Genomic DNA, 21941 nt, shown 5'->3' on the forward strand with positions numbered 1-21941 from the left:
TAAACACGAATTATGCATCCAATGTTTATACTTTGTTCAAAAGTGTGAACTTAGTGCTGATCCATAATTTCGCCATAGTGTTGATTAAGATTTTTTCTTCTGAATTGACTTGGTGTCATTTTAAAGTGTTTAGTAAAGCATCTTGTAAAGTAAGACTGGTTTTCAAAACCGCAGTTAACTGATACATCAATAAGCTTGTCATCTGTGTTTTTGAGCATTAATGATGCCATATGCAGTCTGTGCTCAATTAAGAATTCATTAAAACCTTTTCCTGTAATATTCTTAAAAAGTTTCATGAAGTGGCTTTTAGACAGATTACACATTGATGCAACCTGTTGAATAAGAAGTTTTTGCTCATACTGATTGTGAACTGCGTGTACTGCAGGTTTGATTTTGGAAAAATCGTATTTGAATTCACAAATATTTTTATCTGTTGAGCAGGTGTTTTTAAGAAGATAGTTAAAAACTATAAGAATATTCCCAAGAACTAAAAGCTGATACTCTGAGTAGCACTCCTTTCTGTGCTCAATAATGTTATCAAGAAAAGGGCAAAGACTTTTTGCAAGTTCGCTGTCTGCTTTTATAAAAGGAGGAAAAATTAATGATGCATCTTCAATTCTTCTAATTTTATCGATAAGTTCATCATGAATAACTTCACTTTTCATATCCTGCTGCAAAAGCTTTGTATTTATGAGAATAGAGAAATAATCAGCGCTTTCATCTTTGTACTGCTGCATGCTGTGAGGATATTTAGTATTGGATATAAGAATATCGCCTTCATGTGCTGTATATAACTGATTGCATATATAAAAATCAGCACACCCTTTTTTCATATATGTAATTTCAATTTCATCATGCCAGTGAAGAGGAAAAGAGGTAAGGCAGCAAGGTACCAGTGAATGGTAGATGGAAAAAGAAAATTTGTCCTGGCCGTGGATTTTTGATTCATGTATTAACTTATTGTTATTCATGATAAAACCTATAAGCTAATTAAAAAGATGTAAAAAAACAATAATACTATTGTGTTAATTTGTAAATACCATCATTAAAGATCATCTCATTTAATTGAACTAAACTGACATCATCTGATTTACTCATGAAGGAGCAGTTATCATGATGTTAGAAGGTATTTATCATAAGTGTGGTTTTAACGACTGTTATTGCCTGAATGAAAATGAACTGAAGATAAATCTGCACACGAATAAAAGTGTAAAAAAAGCCGTTCTTATGTGTGATGATCCATACAGTAAGGGCATATCTGGACAGAACTGGACAGGTAATCCTGTACAAATGCATCTTTCAAGATCTTTATCTTTAGAGAATATTTTCTCTGTAATCGTACAGCCAGAATATAAACGTCTTCAGTACTATTTTGTAATTTACTTTGATAATGATACTAGTGTATGCCTCTTGGAAGATGGTATTCACCAAATAAGTTTCGTTAACAGATGCGAGCTTGCAAAACACTATTTCAAGTTCGGCTGGATGAATGAGTCTGATATCTGTATTCCTCCAAAATGGGTAGAAAATACTGTGTGGTATCAGATCTTCCCAGACAGATTCTGTAGAGTTGATGACGGATACAAGGCTAATTTTGTTGACTGGAACGATGTTGGCTGTATTGATTATAAGAGTATGTATGGAGGTAATATCAAAGGCATAGACTCAAAACTCGAGTACTTGTCTTCTCTTGGTATTACAGGAATTTATTTCAATCCAATATTTAAAAGTTCAACAAATCATAAATACAATACCGATGACTATCTGACAGTCGATCCTGCTTTTGGCTCAAATGAGGATTTTGCAAATCTCGTTAAAAGAGCTCATTCACTAGGAATCAAGGTGATGATTGATGCTGTTTTTAATCATACATCAAGAGATTTCTTTGCATTTAAGGATGTCCTTAAGAATGGACAGAGTTCAGAATATTACAACTGGTATTACATAAACTCACCAGAATTTGCAAAGAGTGGAAATACAAAAGATGGTCGCTACTATTCTTTTGCATTTGTAAGTGATATGCCAAAGCTTAATACTAACAATAAGGCTGTTGTTGATTATTTTACTGATGTCTGCAAAAAATGGATTTCAATGTTTGAGATAGACGGTATCAGATTTGATGTCGGTAATGAGATTTCCCATTCATTTATAAAACATCTGAATCTGGAACTAAAGGATGTAAAACCTGATATTTTCTTGTTAGGTGAAATTTGGACAGATTCTTCATCATATCTTGCAGGTGATGAGTATGATTCTGTAATGAATTATCCTTTTATGTTCAGCCTTGATACATTCTTTAAAGATAAGAGTCTTTGCACAAAAGATTTTGTTCATCAGATAAATTATTGTTATTCCTTATACAAAGATCAGACAAACAGAGTAATTTTCAATCAGTTAGATAGTCATGATGTAGGTAGAATTATTACAAGAGCAGGTAGCTATGATAGCTTTATTCAGCAGATGGCGATTCTTATGACAATGCCTGGTAGTCCATGTATTTACTATGGGACAGAGTTTGCTCTTGATGGTCAGAACGATCCGTACAACAGAAAGCCAATGCCATGGAAATATCTTGATTGTTCAGAACATCAATCTGTCTTTAATCAGATAAAAGCACTAATCGCTGTAAGAAAACTTGATTGTTTTAAAAGCGAACAGCCTTTTGATTTTGTCAATATGGATACACAAAGACTGATTCATTACACAAGAGGCACCGAGCAAAAAGGCTCTGTATATATAAATGACTCAGATCGTGATGTGGAAATTTATGAAAATTCTGATTCTAAAATTGTTTTTTCCCATAAATACAGTGATTCAAAACTGAAAAAAGGAGGCGTACTAGTAATAGTCAACTAATTGATATTTATTTACAGGTTCTGTATGTCCAATGCCTTTTTGGTTCAATACTAAAAAGGCTTTTTTATGCTTTTTGATAAATAAAAACGTGCTTTAATGCAAAAATTATCAAAAAAGTGTTTAGAAAAAAGTTAAAATCATGATTTTACAAATATAAATCTATAAATAATGTGTAAAATTAACTAATAATATTCATTAAACTCGAGATCACTGTGAAAATTTCAAAAAAAATATTATCAACTGTTTTTTCTGGCATGATCTTATGTTCCTGTTCATCACAAGGTCCAATAGATCAGATTATCAGTTCCTCTTTAAATATCAATAACCGTCCGGTTTATTTGAGAGGAGAAATGAATGATTATGAAGTATCAGAAACATACAGACTAAGAAAATCTGATGACGGATACTGTACCTATGCAACATTAAGAACTGACTGGTCTCCTTACAAATTCAAATTTGCAGATTCTGACTGGTCAGAGGGTAGTAATTTTGGATTCATGTCTGGTCCTGGTGTAATCAGAGAGGGCTCTTTACCTCTAAAGCTGAATCCTGATTCAAAGTTTGAGGAAATCAGCTTTTATCCAAACTCAGATGGTGTTTACAAATTCTGCGTAATAAAGCGAAATGGCGGATATTATGCAACTGTATACAAGAGCAGCAAAAAGCTACTGTTAAGCATGGCTCAACTTTTTAAGCTCAGTAAAGATTAAAATGAAAACCGATTATAAAGAAATATTCTATAAATATGAGGATTATCTGCTGCTAGAGTATTCATTATCAAATAACAGCATAAGAGCCTATATTTCTGACATTAATCGGTTTTTAACATTTCTAAAAGAAGAGCTTTCTCTTGATGTTACAGGAATAACTACCGAAAACATAAGATGCTATCTTGAATATATTCACAAATATAAATCATCATCTGTAGCAAGAACTCTGACATCCATTAGGAATTTTTGCAGATTTCTTGTTAAGGAAAAAATATTATCATTCGATCCAAGCAGTACCATTGAAAGTCCCAAGTTAACAAAACATGTTCCCCACGTCATTTCTGAGAGTACCGTAGATTTAATCCTGAATGCACCTGACTGTTCAACTTTCCAGGGGCAGAGGGACAAGGCAATGCTTGAATTAGTATATGCAACTGGTCTTCGTGTATCAGAGCTGGTAAATATTAGATTTGAAAATGTGAATTTTCAGGATGGTTTTCTAAAGATTATCGGTAAAGGTGGAAAAGAGAGATTAGTTCCAGTCTGTAAAAGGGCTCTTGAATATCTTAAGCAGTACATTGATGGATTTAGATCTCAAAAAGATCCTAAAAAAACTTTTCCTTATATCTTTATTTCAGGAAAGATTAATACAGACGGTAAGATTTGTGCCCTTACAAGAATCGGTTTTTGGCAACGCGTAAAAAAATACTGCACTGATATTGGAATAGATTCTTCTTCTGTATATCCTCATGCTTTCAGACATGCATTTGCAACGCATCTGTTAAATCATGATGCTGATTTGCGTTCAGTACAGATGATGCTTGGCCACAGTTCTCTTACAACTACGCAGATTTATACTTATGTAGCTACTTACAGAATGCATCAAGTATTCAATCGTTCACATCCAAGGAACTGATATGCAGTTAGGTTACAGACCATTATTCAAAGATCCAAATTCACAGATAGAGTATTTTGTTCTGCAAAGTACAGATACTTCATGTCTTTGCATGCAGTCTTCACTTAATAATTTCCAGAAACTTAAAAGAGCATATCAGTCTAGTGAATACTTTTATAAATTTTCAAATGGATCTATCTTAAAGCCATTATCCCTGAACAGAAATTCTTCTCTGAATATCTCAAGTGCTGTTTTTGAAAATTTTGATGGTGGTTTTCTTGCAGATTTTTTAAAGGTTGTTCCTCCTACATGGCAGTATTCAACCGGAAAAAGAATAGGAAGGATCCTTTGTGATATTCACTCTTATACTCTTAATGAAAAACAGACATCTAAAGCCCATACAAGACATGATTCTTTTATGGAGAAACTAGCTTTCTATATTTCAGATCTGCCTCATTTTAAGAATGATAATTATGCTTTAAATGCCATATCCACAAGATACGATCATTTCAGTGTTTTTAAAAGTGTTATGCGTTATGGATCGTTAAAGCATAACAATATACTTATAAGTAAGGATACTTCTTTAGCTTTTCTCCCATCCTATACGATAGGACCTGGCGATCTGTGTGAAGATTTTGCAAATCTTGAGCTAGAAAGTGCAGGTGAATATCCACTTTTGTGTGCTGGTATTATTGATGGATATTTTGGAGGAAACGTACCTACAAAATTCTGGATGCATTTTGCTCTTTACTGTGCTTTTTATTCTTTGTTCAAGTGTGGCAAGAGAGCATTAAAAAACAAGAATAATCTCAATAAGATGCAGTTACTGTATGACAGAGTCTGCAAAGACTTTTCAAACTTTTCAAGACCAATCCCTGTCTGGTACTCTTCTCCTGCAACAGATCAGGTAAGAATTCAGGCAAAAAAACATGGTTTATAGCTAATTTAAGGCTAAGTTATAAGTCAAAATTTGACTTGAATATAATTCAAATAGATCTATAATTTTTTTACACTTTTTAGATTTGATTTTTGGATATTAATCATGTCATTTTCTGCCGTAATTCATCAGCCAAATAAAGTCATAGATAAAGAGCAGTTTAAAGACAACTCTTTTTCTTTTTCAAAAGAGAATATAGATAAAAAGTACAATGTGAAATTTGATAATGAAGATCTGGAGCTTTTAAATGAAATTCAGTCTCATTATGGGATCAAGTCAAAATCTGATTTAATTCATACAGTCTTGGTTCATTATTTCAAAAAGTCACTTAATGCAAAAGGTGTAGCTAAAGACGTTGCTTTGATTATCTCACTTATTGCAGATGCCTATGCTGGTTCTAAAGGTGCCTTTGATGTTGCTACATGGTCAAATGAGGTAATTTCAAATACTTCAATATCTCAGGATCTGCTTGATTTTGGTCCTGCGGCAAAAAAGATAAAGCTCTCATCGCATAATGGAATAGAACATTCTGAAAGCTATATTCAGGTTGGAATGAAACTTATGCAGTTCTGTGAAAGAGAGAATCTGTTATCTACTCCTGAATACAAAAGGGTATTCAGAAGTCTTGAATCATGGATTCAGTTAAACAAAAGTTCGAGGAGCAGAAACTAATGAGCATCATAGAGGATATTCAGAAGAAGGCTCTGACAGAGGGGAAAATCAAGGCAGAAACTCAAGATAGTTTCAAAATAGTCAGCGTAAGACCGACTCCTCAGCTTTCAGCTCTAATTGAGGTGCTTTCTTTTCTTGACGGTAAGTCACCATCAGATTTTATTCACTCTAATTTTGGAGAAGCTTTAGCTGATTTTACTCTTGAGAGTAAAGAGCATATTGAGCCTTTAAAAAGAAGTCTTGCATCTTATAAAAAGAAATATAAGGATAGAGATTTTAAAGAAGGTAGCGCTTTTGCGATTTTAGATAGAAAATGTATGAAATAAACACTTTATAAAAACAAAAAAAGAGGGCTGCAGCCCTCTTTTTTACTGAAGAAATCTTACTTAGATGCTTCTAATTTCTGCTCTAAGTAGTGGATGCTTGCGCCACCCTTGATTTCAATAGGATCAGTTAACAGATCCTTGTGTAGAGGAATATTTGACTTGATGCCTGATAAAACAAGCTCGTCTAATGCCTCTAAACCACGTACGATGGCCATTTCGCGGGTATCATCATAAACGATAAGTTTACCAACTAATGAATCATAGTAAGGTGGTACCTTATAGCCCTGATATACATGTGAATCCCAACGAACACCTGGACCACCAGGAACGTGTAGATACTTAATCTCGCCTGGAGATGGCATAAAGGTCTTTGGATCTTCAGCATTGATACGGAACTCAATTGCGTGACCCTTTAGCTTGATATCATCCTGCTTGATTGATAATGGATTACCAGCACATACGTTGATCATTTCACGAACGATATCTACACCAGTGATCATTTCTGTAATAGGATGCTCAACCTGAACACGGGTGTTCATTTCAATGAAGTAGAACTCGCCGTTCTCATATAAGAACTCGAAAGTACCTGCACCACGATAACCAATATCAATACATGCCTGAGCACAGCGACTACCAATGGTCTCTCTTTGTTCCTGGCTGATAAATGGAGCAGGAGCCTCTTCAAGAACCTTCTGGTTACGTCTCTGCATTGAGCAGTCACGCTCGCCAAGGTAAACAGCATGACCCTGACCGTCTGATAAAACCTGGAATTCAATATGGCGAGGGTTCTCAAGGAACTTCTCCATATAAACAGCTGGGTTATTGAAGAACATATCTGCTTCACGACGGGTTAAAGCGATTGACTCTTCAAGTTCAGCATCAGATCTTACAACACGCATACCACGGCCACCGCCACCACCTGCTGCCTTAATGATGATTGGGTAACCAATCTGGTTTGCAAGCTTTCTGTTCTCTTCAGCGTTTTCACCAAGAGCACCAGCTGAACCTGGAACGCAAGGAACACCAGCTTTCTGCATTGCTTTCTTTGCAGAAACCTTATCACCCATCAGTCTGATAGTATCAGCAGTAGGGCCGATAAAGATAAAGCCTGACTTTTCAACCATCTCAGCAAAATCGGCATTCTCTGATAAGAAACCGTAGCCTGGGTGAATAGCATTAGCACCTGTTGCCTCTGCAGCAGCGATAATTGAAGGAATATTTAAATATGAGTCCTTAGGAGCTGCAGGACCTATACAAACAGCTTCATCAGCTAGCTTTACGTGCATTAAATCACGATCTGCAGTTGAATGAACTGCTACAGTCTTTAAGCCTAACTGGCGACATGCACGTAAAACACGTAAAGCGATTTCACCACGGTTGGCAATAAGAACTTTTTCAAGTTTCATAATGAATTGGGACCTAAGTTATTATTCAAACTCAAATAATGGCTGATCGAACTCAACAGCTGAGCCGTTCTCAACTAAGATCTTCTTGATAACACCAGCTCTGTCAGCCTGAATCTGATTCATCATCTTCATAGCTTCGATAATGCATAAGGTGTCGCCTTCCTTAACAGAAGCACCAACCTCAACGAATGGGCTTGCAGTAGGGCTTGCTGAGCGGTAGAAAGTACCAACCATTGGTGACTTCATTAACTTAGATGCATCAACTGCAGCCTCAGCAGCAGGAGCTGCAGGAGCAGCAGGTGCTGCTACAGGTGCAGGTGCTGCAGCAACTACAGGTGCAGCAACAGGAGCAGGAATTACGGTTGAAACAGCCTGAACAACAGCCTTTTCACGAGTAATCTTTAATTCTTCTTCGCCCTGCTTTAAGTTGATCTCAGATACATCTGACTTAGATACGATCTCGATAAGCTTAGCTATCTTATGAATATCAATTTGCATGAACAATATCCTAACTTATGTTTTTTTAATAATTAATGATTACGGTTTAAGAGTCTTACAGCGCCTCTTAAAGCATATTCGTAACCATCAAGTCCGAAACCTACTATGACTCCAACGGCAATAGCTGAAAGATAAGAATTATGTCTAAATTCTTCTCTTTTATGCACGTTTGAAATGTGTATTTCATAAAAAGGAACGTCGATTCCTGCAAGAGCATCGCGAATAGCAACGCTGGTGTGGGTATATGCGCCGGCATTCAATAATATGAAATCAGTGTTATTGCGGCTATTCTGGATTTTATCAACTAAATCACCTTCATGATTGGACTGATAGCACTCAATATTGACATCTAGCTCATCAGCAACCTTTTTCAGGTTGTTTTCAAGGTCCTTTAATGTCTCTTTACCGTAAATTTCTGGTTCACGGGTACCTAAAAGGTTAAGATTTGGACCGTTTAACACCAAAATAGAAAATTTAGCCAATTTTTTTTCTCCAGAAAGAAAAGTTGGTGCATTTTATCATTTTTATTTGAAAAATTCTCAAATATTCTTTAAAAATGTTAATTTTTTGCAATTTTTAGGTAATAAACCATGACAATTCTTAAATTTTTTTCTTTTCTGAAAAATATACGCATAAGGTAAATTGTGCAAATTTGTCATGTCTTTTTTGCCAAAAAGTGTAAACGAGTGCACAAAAAATGATAGAATAGGTCTACGGAATTTTCTTTTATGACGATTTGTCATCATTAACCTTCACATTGAGGAAACCACATGAGCTTCATGAACAAAGCTAAGTCAATTGCAGAATTCGATCCTGAGTTATGGACTGCAATTGAAGGTGAAAACCAGCGTCAAGAGGATCACATCGAACTTATCGCTTCAGAAAACTACGCATCAAAGTGCGTTATGGAGGCACAGGGTTCACAGCTAACTAACAAGTACGCTGAAGGCTATCCTGGAAAGCGCTATTACGGCGGTTGCGAGTATGTTGATGCTGTTGAACAGTTAGCTATCGACAGAGCATGCAAACTATTCAAGTGTGAATTCGCAAATGTTCAGCCACATGCAGGTTCTCAGGCCAACGCTGCTGTTTACCAGGCTTTATGTCAGCCAGGTGACATTGTAATGGGCTTATCATTATCATCAGGTGGTCACTTGACTCACGGCTGTCCTGTAAACTTCTCTGGTAAGGTTTACAAGGCTTATGGCTACGAAGTTAATGAAAAGGGTGAGCTTGATTACGAAGCAATCCGCAAGCAGGCATTAGAGTTAAAGCCAAAGATGATTGTTGCTGGTTTCTCTGCATACTCAGGTATCGTCGACTGGAAGAAGATGCGTGAGATTGCTGATGAGGTTGGTGCTTATCTTTTAGTTGATATGGCTCACGTTGCAGGTTTAATTGCTGCAGGCGTATATCCAAGCCCAATCGAGTACGCTCACGTTGTTTCTTCAACAACTCACAAGTCATTAGGTGGCCCACGTTCAGGCTTTATTCTTTCAAACTGCCATGATCAGGACATCTACAAGAAATTAAATTCAGCTATCTTCCCAGGTTTACAGGGCGGTCCTTTAGAGCACGTAATCGCTGCTAAGGCAATTGTATTCAAGGAGGCTATGGAGCCTTGGTACGTTGACTACCAAAAGCAGGTAGTTGCAAATGCTAAGTTATTGGCTGAAGAAGTTATGAAGCGTGGTTACAAGGTTGTATCAGGCGGTACTTCCAACCACTTGTTCTTAATGGATTTTATCGGCTTAGAGATGACCGGTAAAGATGCTGAGGCTGCTTTAGGTAAGGCATTCATTACTGTAAACAAGAATACCGTTCCTGGTGAGACTCGTTCTCCATTCGTAACTTCAGGTTTACGTATTGGTACTCCTGCTTGTACACGTCGTGGCTTCAAGGAAGCTGAGATCAAGGAACTTGCTTCAATCATTTGTGATGTTTTAGATAATTATCAGAATGATGAAGTTATCTTAAAGTGCCGTGAGCGCGTAAAGGCTCTGTGCGCCAAGTTCCCTGTATACAAGGACTAATCAAGTCAGGTAACCGATTTGACTAAGGTCTTAAAACAGGACATAAAGTACATGAAGCAGGCTATTAAGCTTGCTTCTTGTGGCTTATATACATCCTACCCAAATCCAGCGGTAGGATGTGTTATTGTACGCGATGGAAAAGTAATTGGTCGTGGTTATCACCACAAGGCCGGACTCCCTCATGCTGAGATTATGGCTTTACAGGATGCGTCCTTTGATGTTGAAGGTGCCACTGTATACGTGACTTTAGAGCCATGCTCTCATTATGGTAGAACCCCTCCATGTGCAAAAAAACTTGTTGAATGCAAGGTTGCAAGAGTTGTTGCAGCCTGCGGTGATCCTAATCCAAAAGTTTGTGGACGTGGATTTGCGATCCTAAGAGAAGCTGGAATTGAAGTTGTAGAGCATGTTCTTGAAAAGGAAGCTCTTTTTTTATGTAGAGCTTTCATGAAATCAATTGTTAAAGGTATTCCATATGTTGCAGTAAAAACAGGAATGTCTCTTGATGCGAAAACAGCTTTATGCAATGGAAAAAGCAAGTGGATTACAAATAGTGAATCCAGAGCAAAAGTTCAGGATATCAGAGCAAAATCAGACTGTATTATAACTTCTTCAAATACTGTAATGGCAGATGATCCGATGCTTAATGTCAGATATGAAGAGCTAAAGAAGAAAAACAGAAAAAAAATTGATTTTGAATGCGCAAGACAGCCTTTGAAGGTCATTTTAGATTCAAATGGAAATCTTGATATTTCAAAATATCAGATATTCTCAAAAGGTCAGAATCTACTTGTATGCGCAAGTGATAATCTAGAAGAACTGAATAAAGAAACTATAATTAATGAAAATGTAAGCAAGGTTTATATAAATAGATCATCTGATGGTCATGTAGATATAAATTCCTTACTAGAATTTCTTGGAACTAAGCAGATAAGAAAAGTACTTGTTGAAGCAGGTTCAAAACTGATATCTGCTTTTTTAGATGCAAATGCTGTAGATGAAATCTATGCCTTTGTTGCTCCTAAATTATTAGGTAAAGAGGCAAGAAGTGCATTCAATACTTACAATGTACTGGATTTATCTTGCTGCAGAGAATTTACTTTGCATAAAACAAAACGTTACGGTAACGATGTGTTACTTCATTATCTTCTGGAAGACTAATGTTCACAGGTATTGTACAGGCTGTTGGCACACTTAAAAGCATGACAAAAAGAGGCAGAGGCTATGTAATTATGGTCGATGCACCTGAAAGCTTTATAAAGAACAACACAATTGCTCTTGGTGATTCAATTGCAAACAATGGTGTATGTCTGACTGTAACAGAGCTTGTTGGTAACTCATTTTATGCTGATGTTTCAGCAGAAACTGTAAAATGCACATGTTTTAAGAATTACAGAACAGGTGACAGACTAAATTTGGAACTTGCTTGTACCGCATCAACCCATCTTGGTGGACATATTGTTCAGGGGCATGTTGATGGAATCGGTGAAGTAATAAATGTATCAAAGCTTGATGATGCTGTTGATATATGGATAAAAGCTCCATCAGAGCTGTCTAAATACATCGCAAGAAAAGGTTCTATTGCAGTAGATGGAATTTCTCTTACTGTAAATGATGTAGAGAATGATTCTTTCAGATTAACTCTTATCCCTCATACTCAAGGGGCTGTTAATTTTGATAATTTTGAAAAAGGATGTCAGGTTAATCTTGAGGTTGATGTACTTGCAAGATATCTTGAAAGACTTTTCACAAAGCAGGATAGTGATACTCAGATGAGTGATTCATCCTTGCTAAGTGCAATGCAGAAAAACGGTTTTTTCTAATATTCAGGAGTACTTATGTCAGTCAATGTAATTGAAGGCAATAAGCCATGTAGAGACGGTAAATTCGCTATCGTTGTTTCTCGTTTTAACAGCTTAATCTGTGAGCGTCTTGTTGAAGGTGCTATTGATACCTTAAAGCGCGAAGGTGAGGTTAAAGAAGAGAATATTACCGTTGTTAGAGTTCCTGGTGCAATTGAGATCCCTGTAGTATGCGAAAAAATCGCTGCTTCAAAGAAGGTTGATGCAATTATTGCCTTAGGTTGTGTAATCAGAGGTTCAACCTATCATTTTGAGGTTGTAGCTAATGAATGTGCAAAGGGTATGACTCAGGTTATGTTAAAGCATGCAATTCCAGTTGCTAACGGTGTTTTAACTGTTGATAAACTTGAGCAGGCTGTTGAGCGCGCTGGAACACATGCAGGCAACAAGGGTAGTGAAGCTGCTTCATCTGCACTTGAGATGGTTAACGTTATTAAACAATTTAGTTAGGAAGGTAAAAGATGGATGCAACTGAAGGTGCAGTAACACCTGCAATGCGCCATAAGGCAAGACACTTTGCTCTACAGGCTATTTATCAGTGGCAGCTAACTCAGTTAAGCCCAACTGAGATTGAGCGCCAGTTCCTTGAAGATCAGCCTGTAAGAGGTGCTGATCTTGATTATTTCCATGATCTTGTTTCAGGTGTTGTAAACAACGTTTCAGAGATCGATGAGACATATGCACCTCATCTTTCCAGACCACTTGAAGATCTTGATCAGATTGACAAGGCAGTTCTTCGTTTAGGTACATTTGAGCTTTTATACCGTCAGGAAGTTCCATATAGAGTGGTTATCAATGAATCAATCATTCTTGCAAAGGAATTTGCAGAGCAGGACAGCCATAAATTTGTAAACGGCGTTCTTGATAAGGTAATTAAGGCAATCAAGTAATATGTCTTTAGGCGAGTTCGAGCTAATAGGCAGATATTTTTCAGGGCACGATAAATCAGATGCTGTTTCACTTGGTATTGGTGATGACTGTGCCCTTTTAAATGTTCCTCAAGGTTCTGAACTTGCTATCACTACTGATACACAGATTGAAGGGATCCATTTTTTCAAGAATACGGATCCTTTTTTGTTAGGTTACAAGTCACTCCTTGTTAATCTCTCAGATCTTGCATCTATGGGGGCTAAGCCTATAGCCTTCACTTTATCATTATCTTTACCAATGGCAGACGAGAATTTCTTAAAAGGCTTTTCTAAAGGTTTATTCTCTCTTGCAGACAAACATTCTCTTCCCCTGATTGGAGGAAATACTACTAAAGGTCAATTGAGTATCACAATCAGTGCATATGGCTTAGTAGAGCACGGCAGAGCAATGAGACGAGACAATGCTAAAGATGGTGATGATATATATGTAACAGGAACACTGGGGCTTCCTGGTTTTGCTGTTGCTTTAGGCTACAATGAAATCGCAATGGATAAATCCGTCTTTAATGAATGTTACACAAAAAGTATGCTCATAGAAGACAGGTGTGCTTTTGCAAGAGAGCTCAGCAGATATTCAAAGTGCGCAATTGATATTTCTGACGGACTTATAGGTGACTTGAAACATATTCTAGATGCATCAAAAGTGGGAGCTTCGATTAATCTTGAGGATATTCCTCTCCCTTGTGAATTTGCTAAGTATAACCTTAAAGAAAAAGTTTATGATCTTGCTCTGTACGGTGGGTGTGATTATGAATTGTTGTTTACAGCATCTAAATGTTTTAGACATAATATTGAGGACATAGCTCAAAAATTCTGTACTAAAGTCACGAGAATAGGCTCAATAAGTAAAAATTCTAAATTGCAGATAATAAATCATGGTATTATGTGCAATCAGAATTTAAAACCATTTGAACATTTTTAAAATCACAAATTTTGGAGAATATTTTGAAAAACTTTTATAAAAAAGCTCTGATAGCAACAGCTGTTGCAGCATCAGCTTTTGCAATGTCAGCATGTGACCACAAAATTTCAATGCCAGTTGGTGGTGTTACACAGTCAGGTGCTATTTCAAAGGATAGCTCTTTTGAGGACAAGGCTGCTTATGCTATCGGTGCCTCATTAGGTGAGTATGTATCTCAGATGAAAAAGAACCAGGAAACCTTCATTGGTCAGTTAAACTCAGAAATGATCGTTGCTGGTTTTCAGGACGGTGTAAACGGAGCTTCAATGCTTGGTCGTGATGAGATCGAAGATATTCTTAAGGATTTAGACAAGAGAATTCAGGAAAAAGTAGAAGTTGAGACCAAAAAGGCTGCTGAAGATAACTTAAAGGCTGGTGAAGACTTCTTAAAAGCAAATGCTACAAAGGAAGGCGTTGTAACAACAGCATCAGGCCTTCAGTACAAGGTAATCACCAAGGGTGAAGGCGCAATGCCTAAGAAAGGTGACACAATTTCTGTTATCTATAAAGGTACCTTAATCGATGGAACAGTATTTGATGAGCAGAAGTCACCAGTTGTATTCCCATTAGACAACATGATCCCAGGCTGGATTGAAGGTCTTCAGTTAATGGCAGTTGGTTCTGAATATGAGCTATACATTCCATCAAAGTTAGGTTATGGTGAGAATGCTGTTGGCAACATGATCAAGCCAAACTCTGTTTTAATCTTCAACGTTAAGTTAACAGACGTTAAAGAAGCTAAGAAAGAAACTGAAAAGAAGAAATAATTCATAGCATTCAATAAAATAAGACTGCTAGAATAGCAAGAACCTCGTTACTGATCTAATGATCGATAACGAGGTTTATTTTTATTGAGTTTTCTTTAAATCATCAATGCTTATCAGTCCCTGGTAAGTCTTAAGCTCATTTAGATTTTCATCAATGAATGCAGCATAAGGTACTCCTAACATATTAAAGCGGTTGCCTAACTTTTTAGATTCTGCTGAATTAGGATCTGAAAAATCATATCTTAATAGTCGATATCCCTTTACTAGATTTAAAAACTCATCAGTTGAATACAGTTCATCATCTAACTGATGACAGTTTGCACACCAGCTTGCACTGACAGTTAGAAAAATCTTTTCTCCTTTGTATTTTTCAAGATCTTCAATACTGTAAATCTGTTCAAAGTTCAGCTTATGAGTGCCTACTGAGTTTTCAAAATAATAGCCAGTAACAAAGCAACATACTAAAGCAATAGAAGAAAGACTGATTTTTAAAAACTTGTTCTTTTTGTTTAAAAGTAAAGTAACGAGAGTAAACAGGCTGATGCTGTATACGCATATTGAGGCTATCTTTGAATACTCACCTAAAAGATGTCTAGAAACGAATAGAGCAGTAATAATCAGTGGAAGAGATAGTAATTTCTTTATAATTGAAGTTCTGCTCTTAAATACGTTGAGTGCTTTTGAGCCAAAAAGACCAATTATGATTAAAGGTAATCCCATTCCAAGTCCAATAGCAAAGAAAATGAGTGAACCAAATACAATTGAGTTGGTTGTCATAACATAGATTAGTGCTCCTGTTAAAGGAGCTGAGGTACAAGGAGTTGTAAACAGTGCAGATAAAAGCCCCATTACAACAGCTTTTTTTACAGAGCCGTTTTTTAGCAAGGCTAAACTATTTTGTATCTTTGAATTAAATGTTGGAATATTTGGCAATCTGAGCAAATCAAGTGTATGAAGTGCAAGTGCTAACAGTATTATGCTCAAAACTACACATGTTACAGGATGCTGTAAAAAGCCATGCGCAGATACACCTATAAAGGCGAATATAATACCGATAATGCTATATCCTAAAGCAAGAGAAATAATATAGGCGGCATTATTGATAAAAGCATCCTTCTTGCTACTGTGTGAACCTAGAATAGTTGCTGAATATATTGAAAGTAATGGCAGAGAGCAAGGTGTAAGATCGAGTGCAGCTCCAAAAATCAGTGCTAAAAGAAGAATGAGCGCAAAACTGTCATTTTTTGAAAATAAAACATTATCTGTATTATTGCTAAATGAAGTTGCTGTTATATCTTTTTCAATGACATACTTGTATGAGGCTGGTGCATAACATATTCCATTATTGTCACAGCCTTGTGCAGATAAAACTACAGAATCGAAAGCTTTTGCCTTTGCAATGGAAATTTCAATTTCAAATGGAAAGTTGTAAATCTGTTTTATCCCCTGAGAATCTTCATGAGATACACCCTCTGGTAAAGTTACATTGCCAACAAAAGCATCAGTTGATTCTGTTTTAATAGAGTCCTTATAAATGTAAATGTTCTTATCAGGTGATACGGTGCATTTTATAAGATTGTTATCCTGAGAACAGCTTGCTGTGAAAAGTTTATTCTCAAGCTTTTTAGAGTCATCAATTGCAAGTAAATCAGAAAGCTCGTCTGCCTTTACATTATTAAGGCTAATAGCTAATAAAAAGTAAAACAGAGCAAAAATAATCTTTTTCATTTTATCCATTTCGCAAAATATTTATTTTTGAATATAACACAATAGGCAAAAAGCTAATCGATAAACTAAAAAAAATTGACGAGTAGGTAAAAAAAAGCCATACAAATGTATGGCCTGAAAACGAGGTTAATTCTGTATTTGTTAGAATCTGAAAGTTGACAGCTTTCTTAAAAGTTCTTCAGCAGTTATACGCAGTGTATCAATTTCACTGCTGCTTTCTTGTGAAAGATTAGAACTCTGCTGAGTCAGGTTGCTTACACCCTGCATGTTGTTAGAAATCTCAGATGTTGCAGTTGTCTGCTGCTGAGCAGCAGTTGCAATATGACCTATCTGTGCATTTACACTGTCAACATTGCTGATGATGTCATTAAGAATTGTGGTAACACCGGCTGCTTTCTCTGCAAGAGCATTCATTAACTGCAGAGAGTCTGTCATAGATTCATTTGCACTGTTAGCATCAGTTTGGATCTGGGAAACCATCTTGGTAATTTCCTGTGTTGATGCTGAAGATCTTGATGCAAGTGCACGAACTTCATCAGCAACAACGGCGAATCCCTTACCAGCCTCACCTGCACGAGCTGCTTCAATAGCAGCGTTTAGAGCAAGTAGATTTGTCTGTGAAGCGATATCTTCAATTGTCTGTACGATAGAGCCGATCTTATTTGACTGATCTACCAGAGCTCCGATAAGTTTTGCATCGTGTTTTGTCTTTTCAGCCTGAGCGCGGATAGAATCAATTACATTGTCAATCTCATTTACACCCTGACTTGTAATATTCTGTGTAAGAGCAGCATTTTCAGATGCACTTTCACAGTTCTTTGCAATATCAGCTGTGGTTGATACCATCTCATCTGATGCAGCAGAAACTGTAACAGATCTGCTTTCAGCATCTGCAATTGCAACTGCAACGTTCTGAATCTTGTCGTTGATGTCATTTAATTTTGCATCAAACTCAGTATATGATTTTACGACATCCTCAAGAGAGCCACCAAGCTTGCGTCTTAACTCAACAGTAGTATTGAACAGTTTACCGAACTCATCCTTTAATGTATGCTCAATCTTGAAATCAAAGTTTCCATTAGCGATGTTATGGATAAAAGAAGAGAGTTTTTCAAAATTCTTTGTAATATAACTTGAAAGAATGCTTGAAAGATAAAGAGCAACTATAAAGCCAAAAATAGCAAGAATGATTGCAATAACCATTGGTGTTTTTGATGTGTTGTCCTGTGTTAGCTTTGTACTTAATGCCACCTGTTCATTAATCATCGCTTTGAATAGATCAATGCAAAGTACAACCTGTGGTCTAACTGATTCAAGGTAAACGGATAATGCGTTATCAATCTTATTTGATTTTACTAGAGGTACAACGTTATTTCTGAAAGTTGCTGTTAGTTTTGCTGATGCCTGCTTTACCTCAAGAATATGCTTTTTGTATGCTTCTGGGGATGGAAGATCACCGATAACATTTTCGTTCATGATAGCAGCGATTCTTGAAATCTCTGAGATCATGCTTTCAGCATCTGCAATAAAGGCTTCATTTCTGTTATGGTCAGCATTTTGCTGCAGATATTCTAAAATTGCATTATCTGCCCTTTCAAGTGCCTGCTGTGTATTGATTACTCTGTTGTAGGATTTATTTAGAATTCTTTCTACATTGTAGGAAGTGTTAATATTTCCATAATTTGAGACAACTGAGAATACCGATACTACAACGATAGTAAAGTTTAAAATTGCGAAACTTAATACTAATTTTGCTTTGATGCTAAGCTTTCTAAAAAAGTCCATAAAAACCTCGAATTATTAGAATATGCAGCTCTGCCTTATTTTCTAGTTTGCAGAAAAGAAATTGCATACCTTTTATTTATACGTCAAAAACATCAAGTAATTTAGAAAAATATATAAAACTTTGCAGGCAGTCACAGCGAAAATGTAAGTTTGCGACTCATCTAGCAATAATTATCCATATTATTACAAAATAATTTGAACAATCCTTGATTTGCTTGATTGGTGTCTACATTTATATAGATGTAATAAAGAAAAAGAGGTGCTCAGTGAATAGAAATCTGTTTTGGATAGTATTTGTAATTTTAATGCTTGAATTGTTTTCCATTATCAAGGTAGGTGCTGCAATCGGAGCTTTAAATGCTATCTTTTTGCTTATAGCAGATGTGGTTTTAGGAATATGGCTTGTAAAAAATAGTTTTAGATCTCTTATAGGTAATCTTGCTTTAAATCCATTATCCTTTTCAAAAAGCAAAAACTCTCTACTTGTTTTTGCAGGATTACTTTTTGCTTTTCCAGGTTTTATAACTGATATTATTGCCTTGACTCTTGCTTTATATGCTCTTCTGTTCAAGAGAGATATGAAGGCTAATCATGCAAACATGGATGATATTTTCTCTGAGAGTAAATATCATTATTCAAAAGGCAGAACCATTGACGGCACTGCAGTTCATGAGGATAAAAACGACAGGTAGTTAAATATGGCCTCAAAGTCAAAAGCATATTTTTATCTTGTTCTGGCATGCTTTTTCTGGGGTGCGACACCTCTTTGTGGCAGAATTCTCAAAGACAGTCTGTCACCTATGCTTATTACAGGCGCAAGATTTACTCTTGTAAGCCTTATTCTGTTTGCCTTTTTATTTTTTAAAGGTGGAGTAAAAAGCATTAAGGTTTCTTTGCATGATTTTAAGCTTCTTATATTAATGGGTGTGCTTGGAATTTTTCTTCACAATACGCTTCTTTTTGAAGGTCTTAAATATACGACAGCTTCAAATGCTGCCTTAATTGAAAGTATCGGTCCAGCTGTTACTTCAGTCTGTGCATTTTTGTTTATCGGTGAGAGACTCTCAAAGTATGGATGGCTTGGTATACTGATTTCTCTTATTGGTGCAGTGATTATTGTCAGCAAAGGCTCACTTAAAGTAATAACTCAGTTTGAATTCAACTATGGCGAGCTCTTAGTGGTTATCTGTGAGATTCTTTGGTCAGTATATGTTGTAATAAGTTACAGACTCTCTCCTAATATAAACGCACTGTCTGTTACAGCCTATACAGCTCTTGTAGGTGCTTTTTTGTGTTTTGTTTTTGGTTGCTTTGGCAATTTACTGATTGTTTATAAGATTGAGTTTATAGACATTGTTTCTTTCCTTGTGCTTTCTTTGTTTGCAGGAATTGTGGCTTTTGCCTCATGGAATTTTGCAATAAGCAAAGTTGGAGCTAGCAAAGGCGGAATTTTCGTATACCTGATTCCTTTGTTTGGTGCTGCTCTTGGTTTTGTAGTATTAGGAGAAACTCTCATAAAAGAAGAGATTATAGGCGCTATGTTTGTAATATTAGGAATGATTGTTTCTGTAAGAGCCAAGCTTACAAATAAAGTGAACAGTAAATAATTACTGCTCACTTGGTAATTCCTTATTGATAAAGCTACAGCAATTAAATTGCTGTTGCTATATCCATATTAGATTGCGTCAAATGCGCTCTGCAGATCTTCAATGATGTCATCTACATTTTCTGTACCGATGGACAGTCTTATTGTGTTCTCAAAGATACCTGCATTGTTTAGTTCCTCAGTTGATAACTGAGAATGAGTTGTTGACGCTGGATGGATAACAAGTGATTTAACATCCGCAACATTTGCAAGTAGTGAGAAGATCTTAAGATGATCAATGAATTTGAATGCATCTTCTCTTGAGCCTTTGATATTGAATGTGAAGATAGATGCACCACCATTTGGAAAATACTTTGTAAACAGCTCATGATCAGGATGATCAGGTAACTGTGGATGGTTAACCTTAAGTACCTTAGGATGCTTGGATAGAAAATTAACAACCTTCTTTGTGTTCTGTGCATGTCTTTCAAGTCTTAATGACAGAGTTTCAACGCCTTGAAGCAGTAAGAATGCATTGAATGGAGAAATTGTAGCACCTGTATCACGCAGAAGAATTGCTCTTAAGTATATAGCGAATGCAACAGGACCTACTGCATCTGTAAATGAGATTCCATGGTAGCTTGGATTTTCTTTTGCAATCTGTGGATATTTATCTGCATTTTTCTTCCAGTCGAATTTGCCAGAATCAACAATGATACCGCCAAGAGTTGTGCCATGACCGCCTATGAATTTTGTGGCTGAATGAACAACAATGTCTGCTCCATGTTCAATTGGTCTTATTAAGAATGGAGTACCGAATGTGTTATCTACAACTAGTGGTAGATTGTGTTTATGGGCGATTTTTGCAATTTCATCAATATTTGGAATATCAGAATTTGGATTACCTAAGGTTTCAATATAGATTGCTCTTGTATTTTCCTTTATTGCATTTTCAATATCAGAAAGATTATGTGCATCAATAAAGGATGTAGTGATACCGAACAGAGGAAGTGTGTGCTCTAAAAGATTATATGAACCACCGTAGATTGTCTTTTGTGCAACGATATGACCACCATTTGCAGCAAGTGCCTGCAGAGTGTAGCTGATAGCTGCAGCTCCTGAGGCAACAGCAAGAGAGGCTACACCACCTTCTAATGCAGCAATTCTTTTTTCAAGAACATCCTGTGTAGAATTAGTAAGTCTGCCGTAGATATTACCTGAATCCTTAAGACCAAAGCGATCAGCTGCATGCTGAGAATTGTGGAAAACATAAGATGTTGTCTGATAAATTGGAACTGCTCTTGAATCTGTAGCTGGATCTGCCTGTTCCTGACCAACATGTAACTGTAATGTCTCAAATTTGTAACTCATTTTTCCTATCCTTCTATTTAATTATTATTTGGATTTATTTCTGATAAAACCTATGTATTTAATAGTATTACTAGAAAAAAAAGGATAGCAATATTTTAATAATACTATCTTTTGATGCTTGGATATAACAATTTTCTATATAAAGATTAGTCGGAAAACGCATCAAAAATTTTTTTTAATTTTTTTGTTTTTTTACTCTTGAATTATTTCTTTGTGCCCCCATTTTCTTTTTTGTACAGAATTTATTTTGTATTGTGCCTGGTAGAGCATAATACTTTTTTTGATTAGAACGGAATTATCCGTGGAGAAAAACAAATGAAATTAGTTCCTTTGTATGATCGCGTTATTGTTAAGCCATTTGAAGAAGAGCAGAAGTCAACAGGTGGCATTCTTTTAGGTAGCGCAACAGTTAAGTCAACCCGCGGTAAGGTTGTAGCAACCGGTAAAGGCCGTTTATTAGAAAATGGCAATACTGCAGCTTTAAGTGTAAAGGTTGGTGATACCGTTATTTATAACGAAGGCTATGGCTGCAAGAAAGAGAAGATCGACGGCGAAGAGGTTTTAATCCTGGCTGAGTCAGATATTTTAGCTGTAGTAGAAGAATAATATTTTTAGAAGGT

23 protein-coding genes are annotated in these 21941 nt (G+C 36.2%); 16 read left to right on the forward strand and 7 right to left on the reverse strand.

All coding sequences use genetic code 11. The annotated features are described in order from the left end of the window. Positions 1–50: 50 nt before the first annotated feature. Positions 51–971: an AraC family transcriptional regulator gene (locus J5V48_RS07570; RefSeq protein ID WP_219937971.1), complete on the reverse strand. Its 921-nt coding sequence runs from the start codon at positions 969–971 to the stop codon at positions 51–53. A gap of 142 nt (positions 972–1113) precedes the next feature. Here J5V48_RS07570 and J5V48_RS07575 point away from each other — a divergent pair, with 142 nt between their 5' ends. The 6 genes from J5V48_RS07575 to J5V48_RS07600 all read left to right on the forward strand — a co-directional run bounded on the left by J5V48_RS07575 (position 1114) and on the right by J5V48_RS07600 (position 6396). Then, positions 1114–2856: an alpha amylase N-terminal ig-like domain-containing protein gene (locus J5V48_RS07575; protein ID WP_219937972.1), complete on the forward strand. Its 1743-nt coding sequence runs from the start codon at positions 1114–1116 to the stop codon at positions 2854–2856. A gap of 350 nt (positions 2857–3206) precedes the next feature. Beyond that, entirely contained in the window at positions 3207–3566 is a 360-nt protein-coding gene (locus J5V48_RS07580) for an early set domain-containing protein (protein ID WP_219937973.1), read from the forward strand. A gap of 1 nt (position 3567) precedes the next feature. After that, positions 3568–4482, forward strand: coding sequence for a site-specific tyrosine recombinase (locus J5V48_RS07585; protein ID WP_219937974.1), 915 nt, complete (start codon positions 3568–3570; stop codon positions 4480–4482). A gap of 1 nt (position 4483) precedes the next feature. Continuing rightward, positions 4484–5401 (forward strand): hypothetical protein, encoded by a 918-nt coding sequence (locus J5V48_RS07590; protein ID WP_219937975.1) that lies wholly within the window; start codon positions 4484–4486, stop codon positions 5399–5401. A gap of 102 nt (positions 5402–5503) precedes the next feature. Continuing rightward, a complete protein-coding gene (locus J5V48_RS07595; protein WP_219937976.1) occupies positions 5504–6070 on the forward strand; it encodes a PIN domain-containing protein in 567 nt (188 codons plus the stop codon). After that, positions 6070–6396 (forward strand): hypothetical protein, encoded by a 327-nt coding sequence (locus J5V48_RS07600; protein ID WP_219937977.1) that lies wholly within the window; start codon positions 6070–6072, stop codon positions 6394–6396. The genes J5V48_RS07595 and J5V48_RS07600 overlap by 1 nt, the downstream gene beginning before the upstream one ends. Positions 6397–6452: 56 nt before the next feature. On the opposite strand, the gene accC is transcribed toward J5V48_RS07600, so the two are convergent. From accC to aroQ, 3 genes are read right to left on the reverse strand one after another with little or no spacing between them, the layout of a single operon-like run. Continuing rightward, positions 6453–7802, reverse strand: coding sequence for an acetyl-CoA carboxylase biotin carboxylase subunit (accC, locus tag J5V48_RS07605; protein WP_219937978.1), 1350 nt, complete (start codon positions 7800–7802; stop codon positions 6453–6455). A 21-nt stretch (positions 7803–7823) separates the two neighbouring features. Beyond that, entirely contained in the window at positions 7824–8294 is a 471-nt protein-coding gene (gene accB / locus J5V48_RS07610) for an acetyl-CoA carboxylase biotin carboxyl carrier protein (protein ID WP_219937994.1), read from the reverse strand. Between the two features lie 38 nt (positions 8295–8332). Beyond that, on the reverse strand, positions 8333–8782 hold the full coding sequence (gene aroQ, locus J5V48_RS07615; protein WP_255557762.1) for a type II 3-dehydroquinate dehydratase: 450 nt from the start codon (positions 8780–8782) through the stop codon (positions 8333–8335). Positions 8783–9079: 297 nt separating this feature from the next. Between aroQ and glyA the strand changes: the two genes are divergently transcribed. From glyA to J5V48_RS07650, 7 genes are read left to right on the forward strand one after another with little or no spacing between them, the layout of a single operon-like run. Continuing rightward, positions 9080–10333 carry a serine hydroxymethyltransferase gene (glyA, locus tag J5V48_RS07620; protein WP_255557764.1) on the forward strand — a complete coding sequence of 418 codons (1254 nt, stop codon included), beginning with the start codon at positions 9080–9082 and terminating at the stop codon, positions 10331–10333. 18 nt (positions 10334–10351) lie between these two features. After that, entirely contained in the window at positions 10352–11494 is a 1143-nt protein-coding gene (ribD, locus tag J5V48_RS07625) for a bifunctional diaminohydroxyphosphoribosylaminopyrimidine deaminase/5-amino-6-(5-phosphoribosylamino)uracil reductase RibD (RefSeq protein ID WP_255557763.1), read from the forward strand. Beyond that, complete coding sequence (locus J5V48_RS07630) at positions 11494–12156, forward strand: riboflavin synthase (protein ID WP_219937981.1); 663 nt, start codon at positions 11494–11496, stop codon at positions 12154–12156. Before ribD ends, J5V48_RS07630 begins: the two co-directional genes overlap by 1 nt. A 15-nt stretch (positions 12157–12171) precedes the next feature. Then, on the forward strand, positions 12172–12645 hold the full coding sequence (gene ribH / locus J5V48_RS07635) for a 6,7-dimethyl-8-ribityllumazine synthase (protein ID WP_219937982.1): 474 nt from the start codon (positions 12172–12174) through the stop codon (positions 12643–12645). An 11-nt stretch (positions 12646–12656) separates the two neighbouring features. Beyond that, the gene (gene nusB / locus J5V48_RS07640; RefSeq protein WP_219937983.1) at positions 12657–13085 is read left to right on the forward strand and encodes a transcription antitermination factor NusB; all 429 of its coding nucleotides are present in this window, start codon (positions 12657–12659) and stop codon (positions 13083–13085) included. Between the two features lies 1 nt (position 13086). Then, positions 13087–14046 (forward strand): thiamine-phosphate kinase, encoded by a 960-nt coding sequence (thiL, locus tag J5V48_RS07645; RefSeq protein WP_219937984.1) that lies wholly within the window; start codon positions 13087–13089, stop codon positions 14044–14046. Positions 14047–14069: 23 nt separating this feature from the next. Beyond that, positions 14070–14852: an FKBP-type peptidyl-prolyl cis-trans isomerase gene (locus tag J5V48_RS07650; RefSeq protein ID WP_219937985.1), complete on the forward strand. Its 783-nt coding sequence runs from the start codon at positions 14070–14072 to the stop codon at positions 14850–14852. A gap of 81 nt (positions 14853–14933) precedes the next feature. Here J5V48_RS07650 and J5V48_RS07655 read toward each other — a convergent pair whose 3' ends face one another. Both J5V48_RS07655 and J5V48_RS07660 read right to left on the reverse strand, forming a co-directional pair. Next, complete coding sequence (locus J5V48_RS07655) at positions 14934–16580, reverse strand: cytochrome c biogenesis protein CcdA (protein ID WP_219937986.1); 1647 nt, start codon at positions 16578–16580, stop codon at positions 14934–14936. A gap of 141 nt (positions 16581–16721) precedes the next feature. Continuing rightward, positions 16722–18365, reverse strand: coding sequence for a methyl-accepting chemotaxis protein (locus tag J5V48_RS07660; protein WP_219937987.1), 1644 nt, complete (start codon positions 18363–18365; stop codon positions 16722–16724). A 266-nt stretch (positions 18366–18631) separates the two neighbouring features. On the opposite strand from J5V48_RS07660, the gene J5V48_RS07665 reads away from it, so the two are divergent. Both J5V48_RS07665 and J5V48_RS07670 read left to right on the forward strand, forming a co-directional pair. Continuing rightward, on the forward strand, positions 18632–19057 hold the full coding sequence (locus tag J5V48_RS07665) for an FxsA family protein (RefSeq protein WP_219937988.1): 426 nt from the start codon (positions 18632–18634) through the stop codon (positions 19055–19057). Between the two features lie 6 nt (positions 19058–19063). Then, entirely contained in the window at positions 19064–19972 is a 909-nt protein-coding gene (locus J5V48_RS07670) for a DMT family transporter (RefSeq protein WP_219937989.1), read from the forward strand. A gap of 68 nt (positions 19973–20040) precedes the next feature. On the opposite strand, the gene J5V48_RS07675 is transcribed toward J5V48_RS07670, so the two are convergent. Next, positions 20041–21321, reverse strand: coding sequence for an O-acetylhomoserine aminocarboxypropyltransferase/cysteine synthase family protein (locus tag J5V48_RS07675; protein WP_219937990.1), 1281 nt, complete (start codon positions 21319–21321; stop codon positions 20041–20043). 315 nt (positions 21322–21636) lie between these two features. On the opposite strand from J5V48_RS07675, the gene J5V48_RS07680 reads away from it, so the two are divergent. Continuing rightward, a complete protein-coding gene (locus tag J5V48_RS07680; protein ID WP_219937991.1) occupies positions 21637–21927 on the forward strand; it encodes a co-chaperone GroES in 291 nt (96 codons plus the stop codon). Positions 21928–21941: the final 14 nt, after the last annotated feature.

It is taken from the genome of Succinivibrio faecicola, assembly GCF_019448115.1.
GTDB lineage: Bacteria > Pseudomonadota > Gammaproteobacteria > Enterobacterales > Succinivibrionaceae > Succinivibrio > Succinivibrio faecicola.

Coding starts and splice junctions, on each gene's coding strand:
- J5V48_RS07595 (WP_219937976.1), top strand. CDS start 5,504: ATGTCATTTTCTGCCGTAATTCATCAGCCAAATAAAGTCATAGATAAA.
- J5V48_RS07570 (WP_219937971.1), bottom strand. CDS start 971: ATGAATAACAATAAGTTAATACATGAATCAAAAATCCACGGCCAGGAC.
- J5V48_RS07670 (WP_219937989.1), top strand. CDS start 19,064: ATGGCCTCAAAGTCAAAAGCATATTTTTATCTTGTTCTGGCATGCTTT.
- J5V48_RS07655 (WP_219937986.1), bottom strand. CDS start 16,580: ATGAAAAAGATTATTTTTGCTCTGTTTTACTTTTTATTAGCTATTAGC.
- J5V48_RS07580 (WP_219937973.1), top strand. CDS start 3,207: ATGAATGATTATGAAGTATCAGAAACATACAGACTAAGAAAATCTGAT.
- accC (WP_219937978.1), bottom strand. CDS start 7,802: ATGAAACTTGAAAAAGTTCTTATTGCCAACCGTGGTGAAATCGCTTTA.
- J5V48_RS07660 (WP_219937987.1), bottom strand. CDS start 18,365: ATGGACTTTTTTAGAAAGCTTAGCATCAAAGCAAAATTAGTATTAAGT.
- J5V48_RS07600 (WP_219937977.1), top strand. CDS start 6,070: ATGAGCATCATAGAGGATATTCAGAAGAAGGCTCTGACAGAGGGGAAA.
- J5V48_RS07585 (WP_219937974.1), top strand. CDS start 3,568: ATGAAAACCGATTATAAAGAAATATTCTATAAATATGAGGATTATCTG.
- ribH (WP_219937982.1), top strand. CDS start 12,172: ATGTCAGTCAATGTAATTGAAGGCAATAAGCCATGTAGAGACGGTAAA.
- J5V48_RS07630 (WP_219937981.1), top strand. CDS start 11,494: ATGTTCACAGGTATTGTACAGGCTGTTGGCACACTTAAAAGCATGACA.
- glyA (WP_255557764.1), top strand. CDS start 9,080: ATGAACAAAGCTAAGTCAATTGCAGAATTCGATCCTGAGTTATGGACT.
- J5V48_RS07675 (WP_219937990.1), bottom strand. CDS start 21,321: ATGAGTTACAAATTTGAGACATTACAGTTACATGTTGGTCAGGAACAG.
- thiL (WP_219937984.1), top strand. CDS start 13,087: ATGTCTTTAGGCGAGTTCGAGCTAATAGGCAGATATTTTTCAGGGCAC.
- J5V48_RS07680 (WP_219937991.1), top strand. CDS start 21,637: ATGAAATTAGTTCCTTTGTATGATCGCGTTATTGTTAAGCCATTTGAA.
- J5V48_RS07575 (WP_219937972.1), top strand. CDS start 1,114: ATGATGTTAGAAGGTATTTATCATAAGTGTGGTTTTAACGACTGTTAT.
- nusB (WP_219937983.1), top strand. CDS start 12,657: ATGGATGCAACTGAAGGTGCAGTAACACCTGCAATGCGCCATAAGGCA.
- J5V48_RS07590 (WP_219937975.1), top strand. CDS start 4,484: ATGCAGTTAGGTTACAGACCATTATTCAAAGATCCAAATTCACAGATA.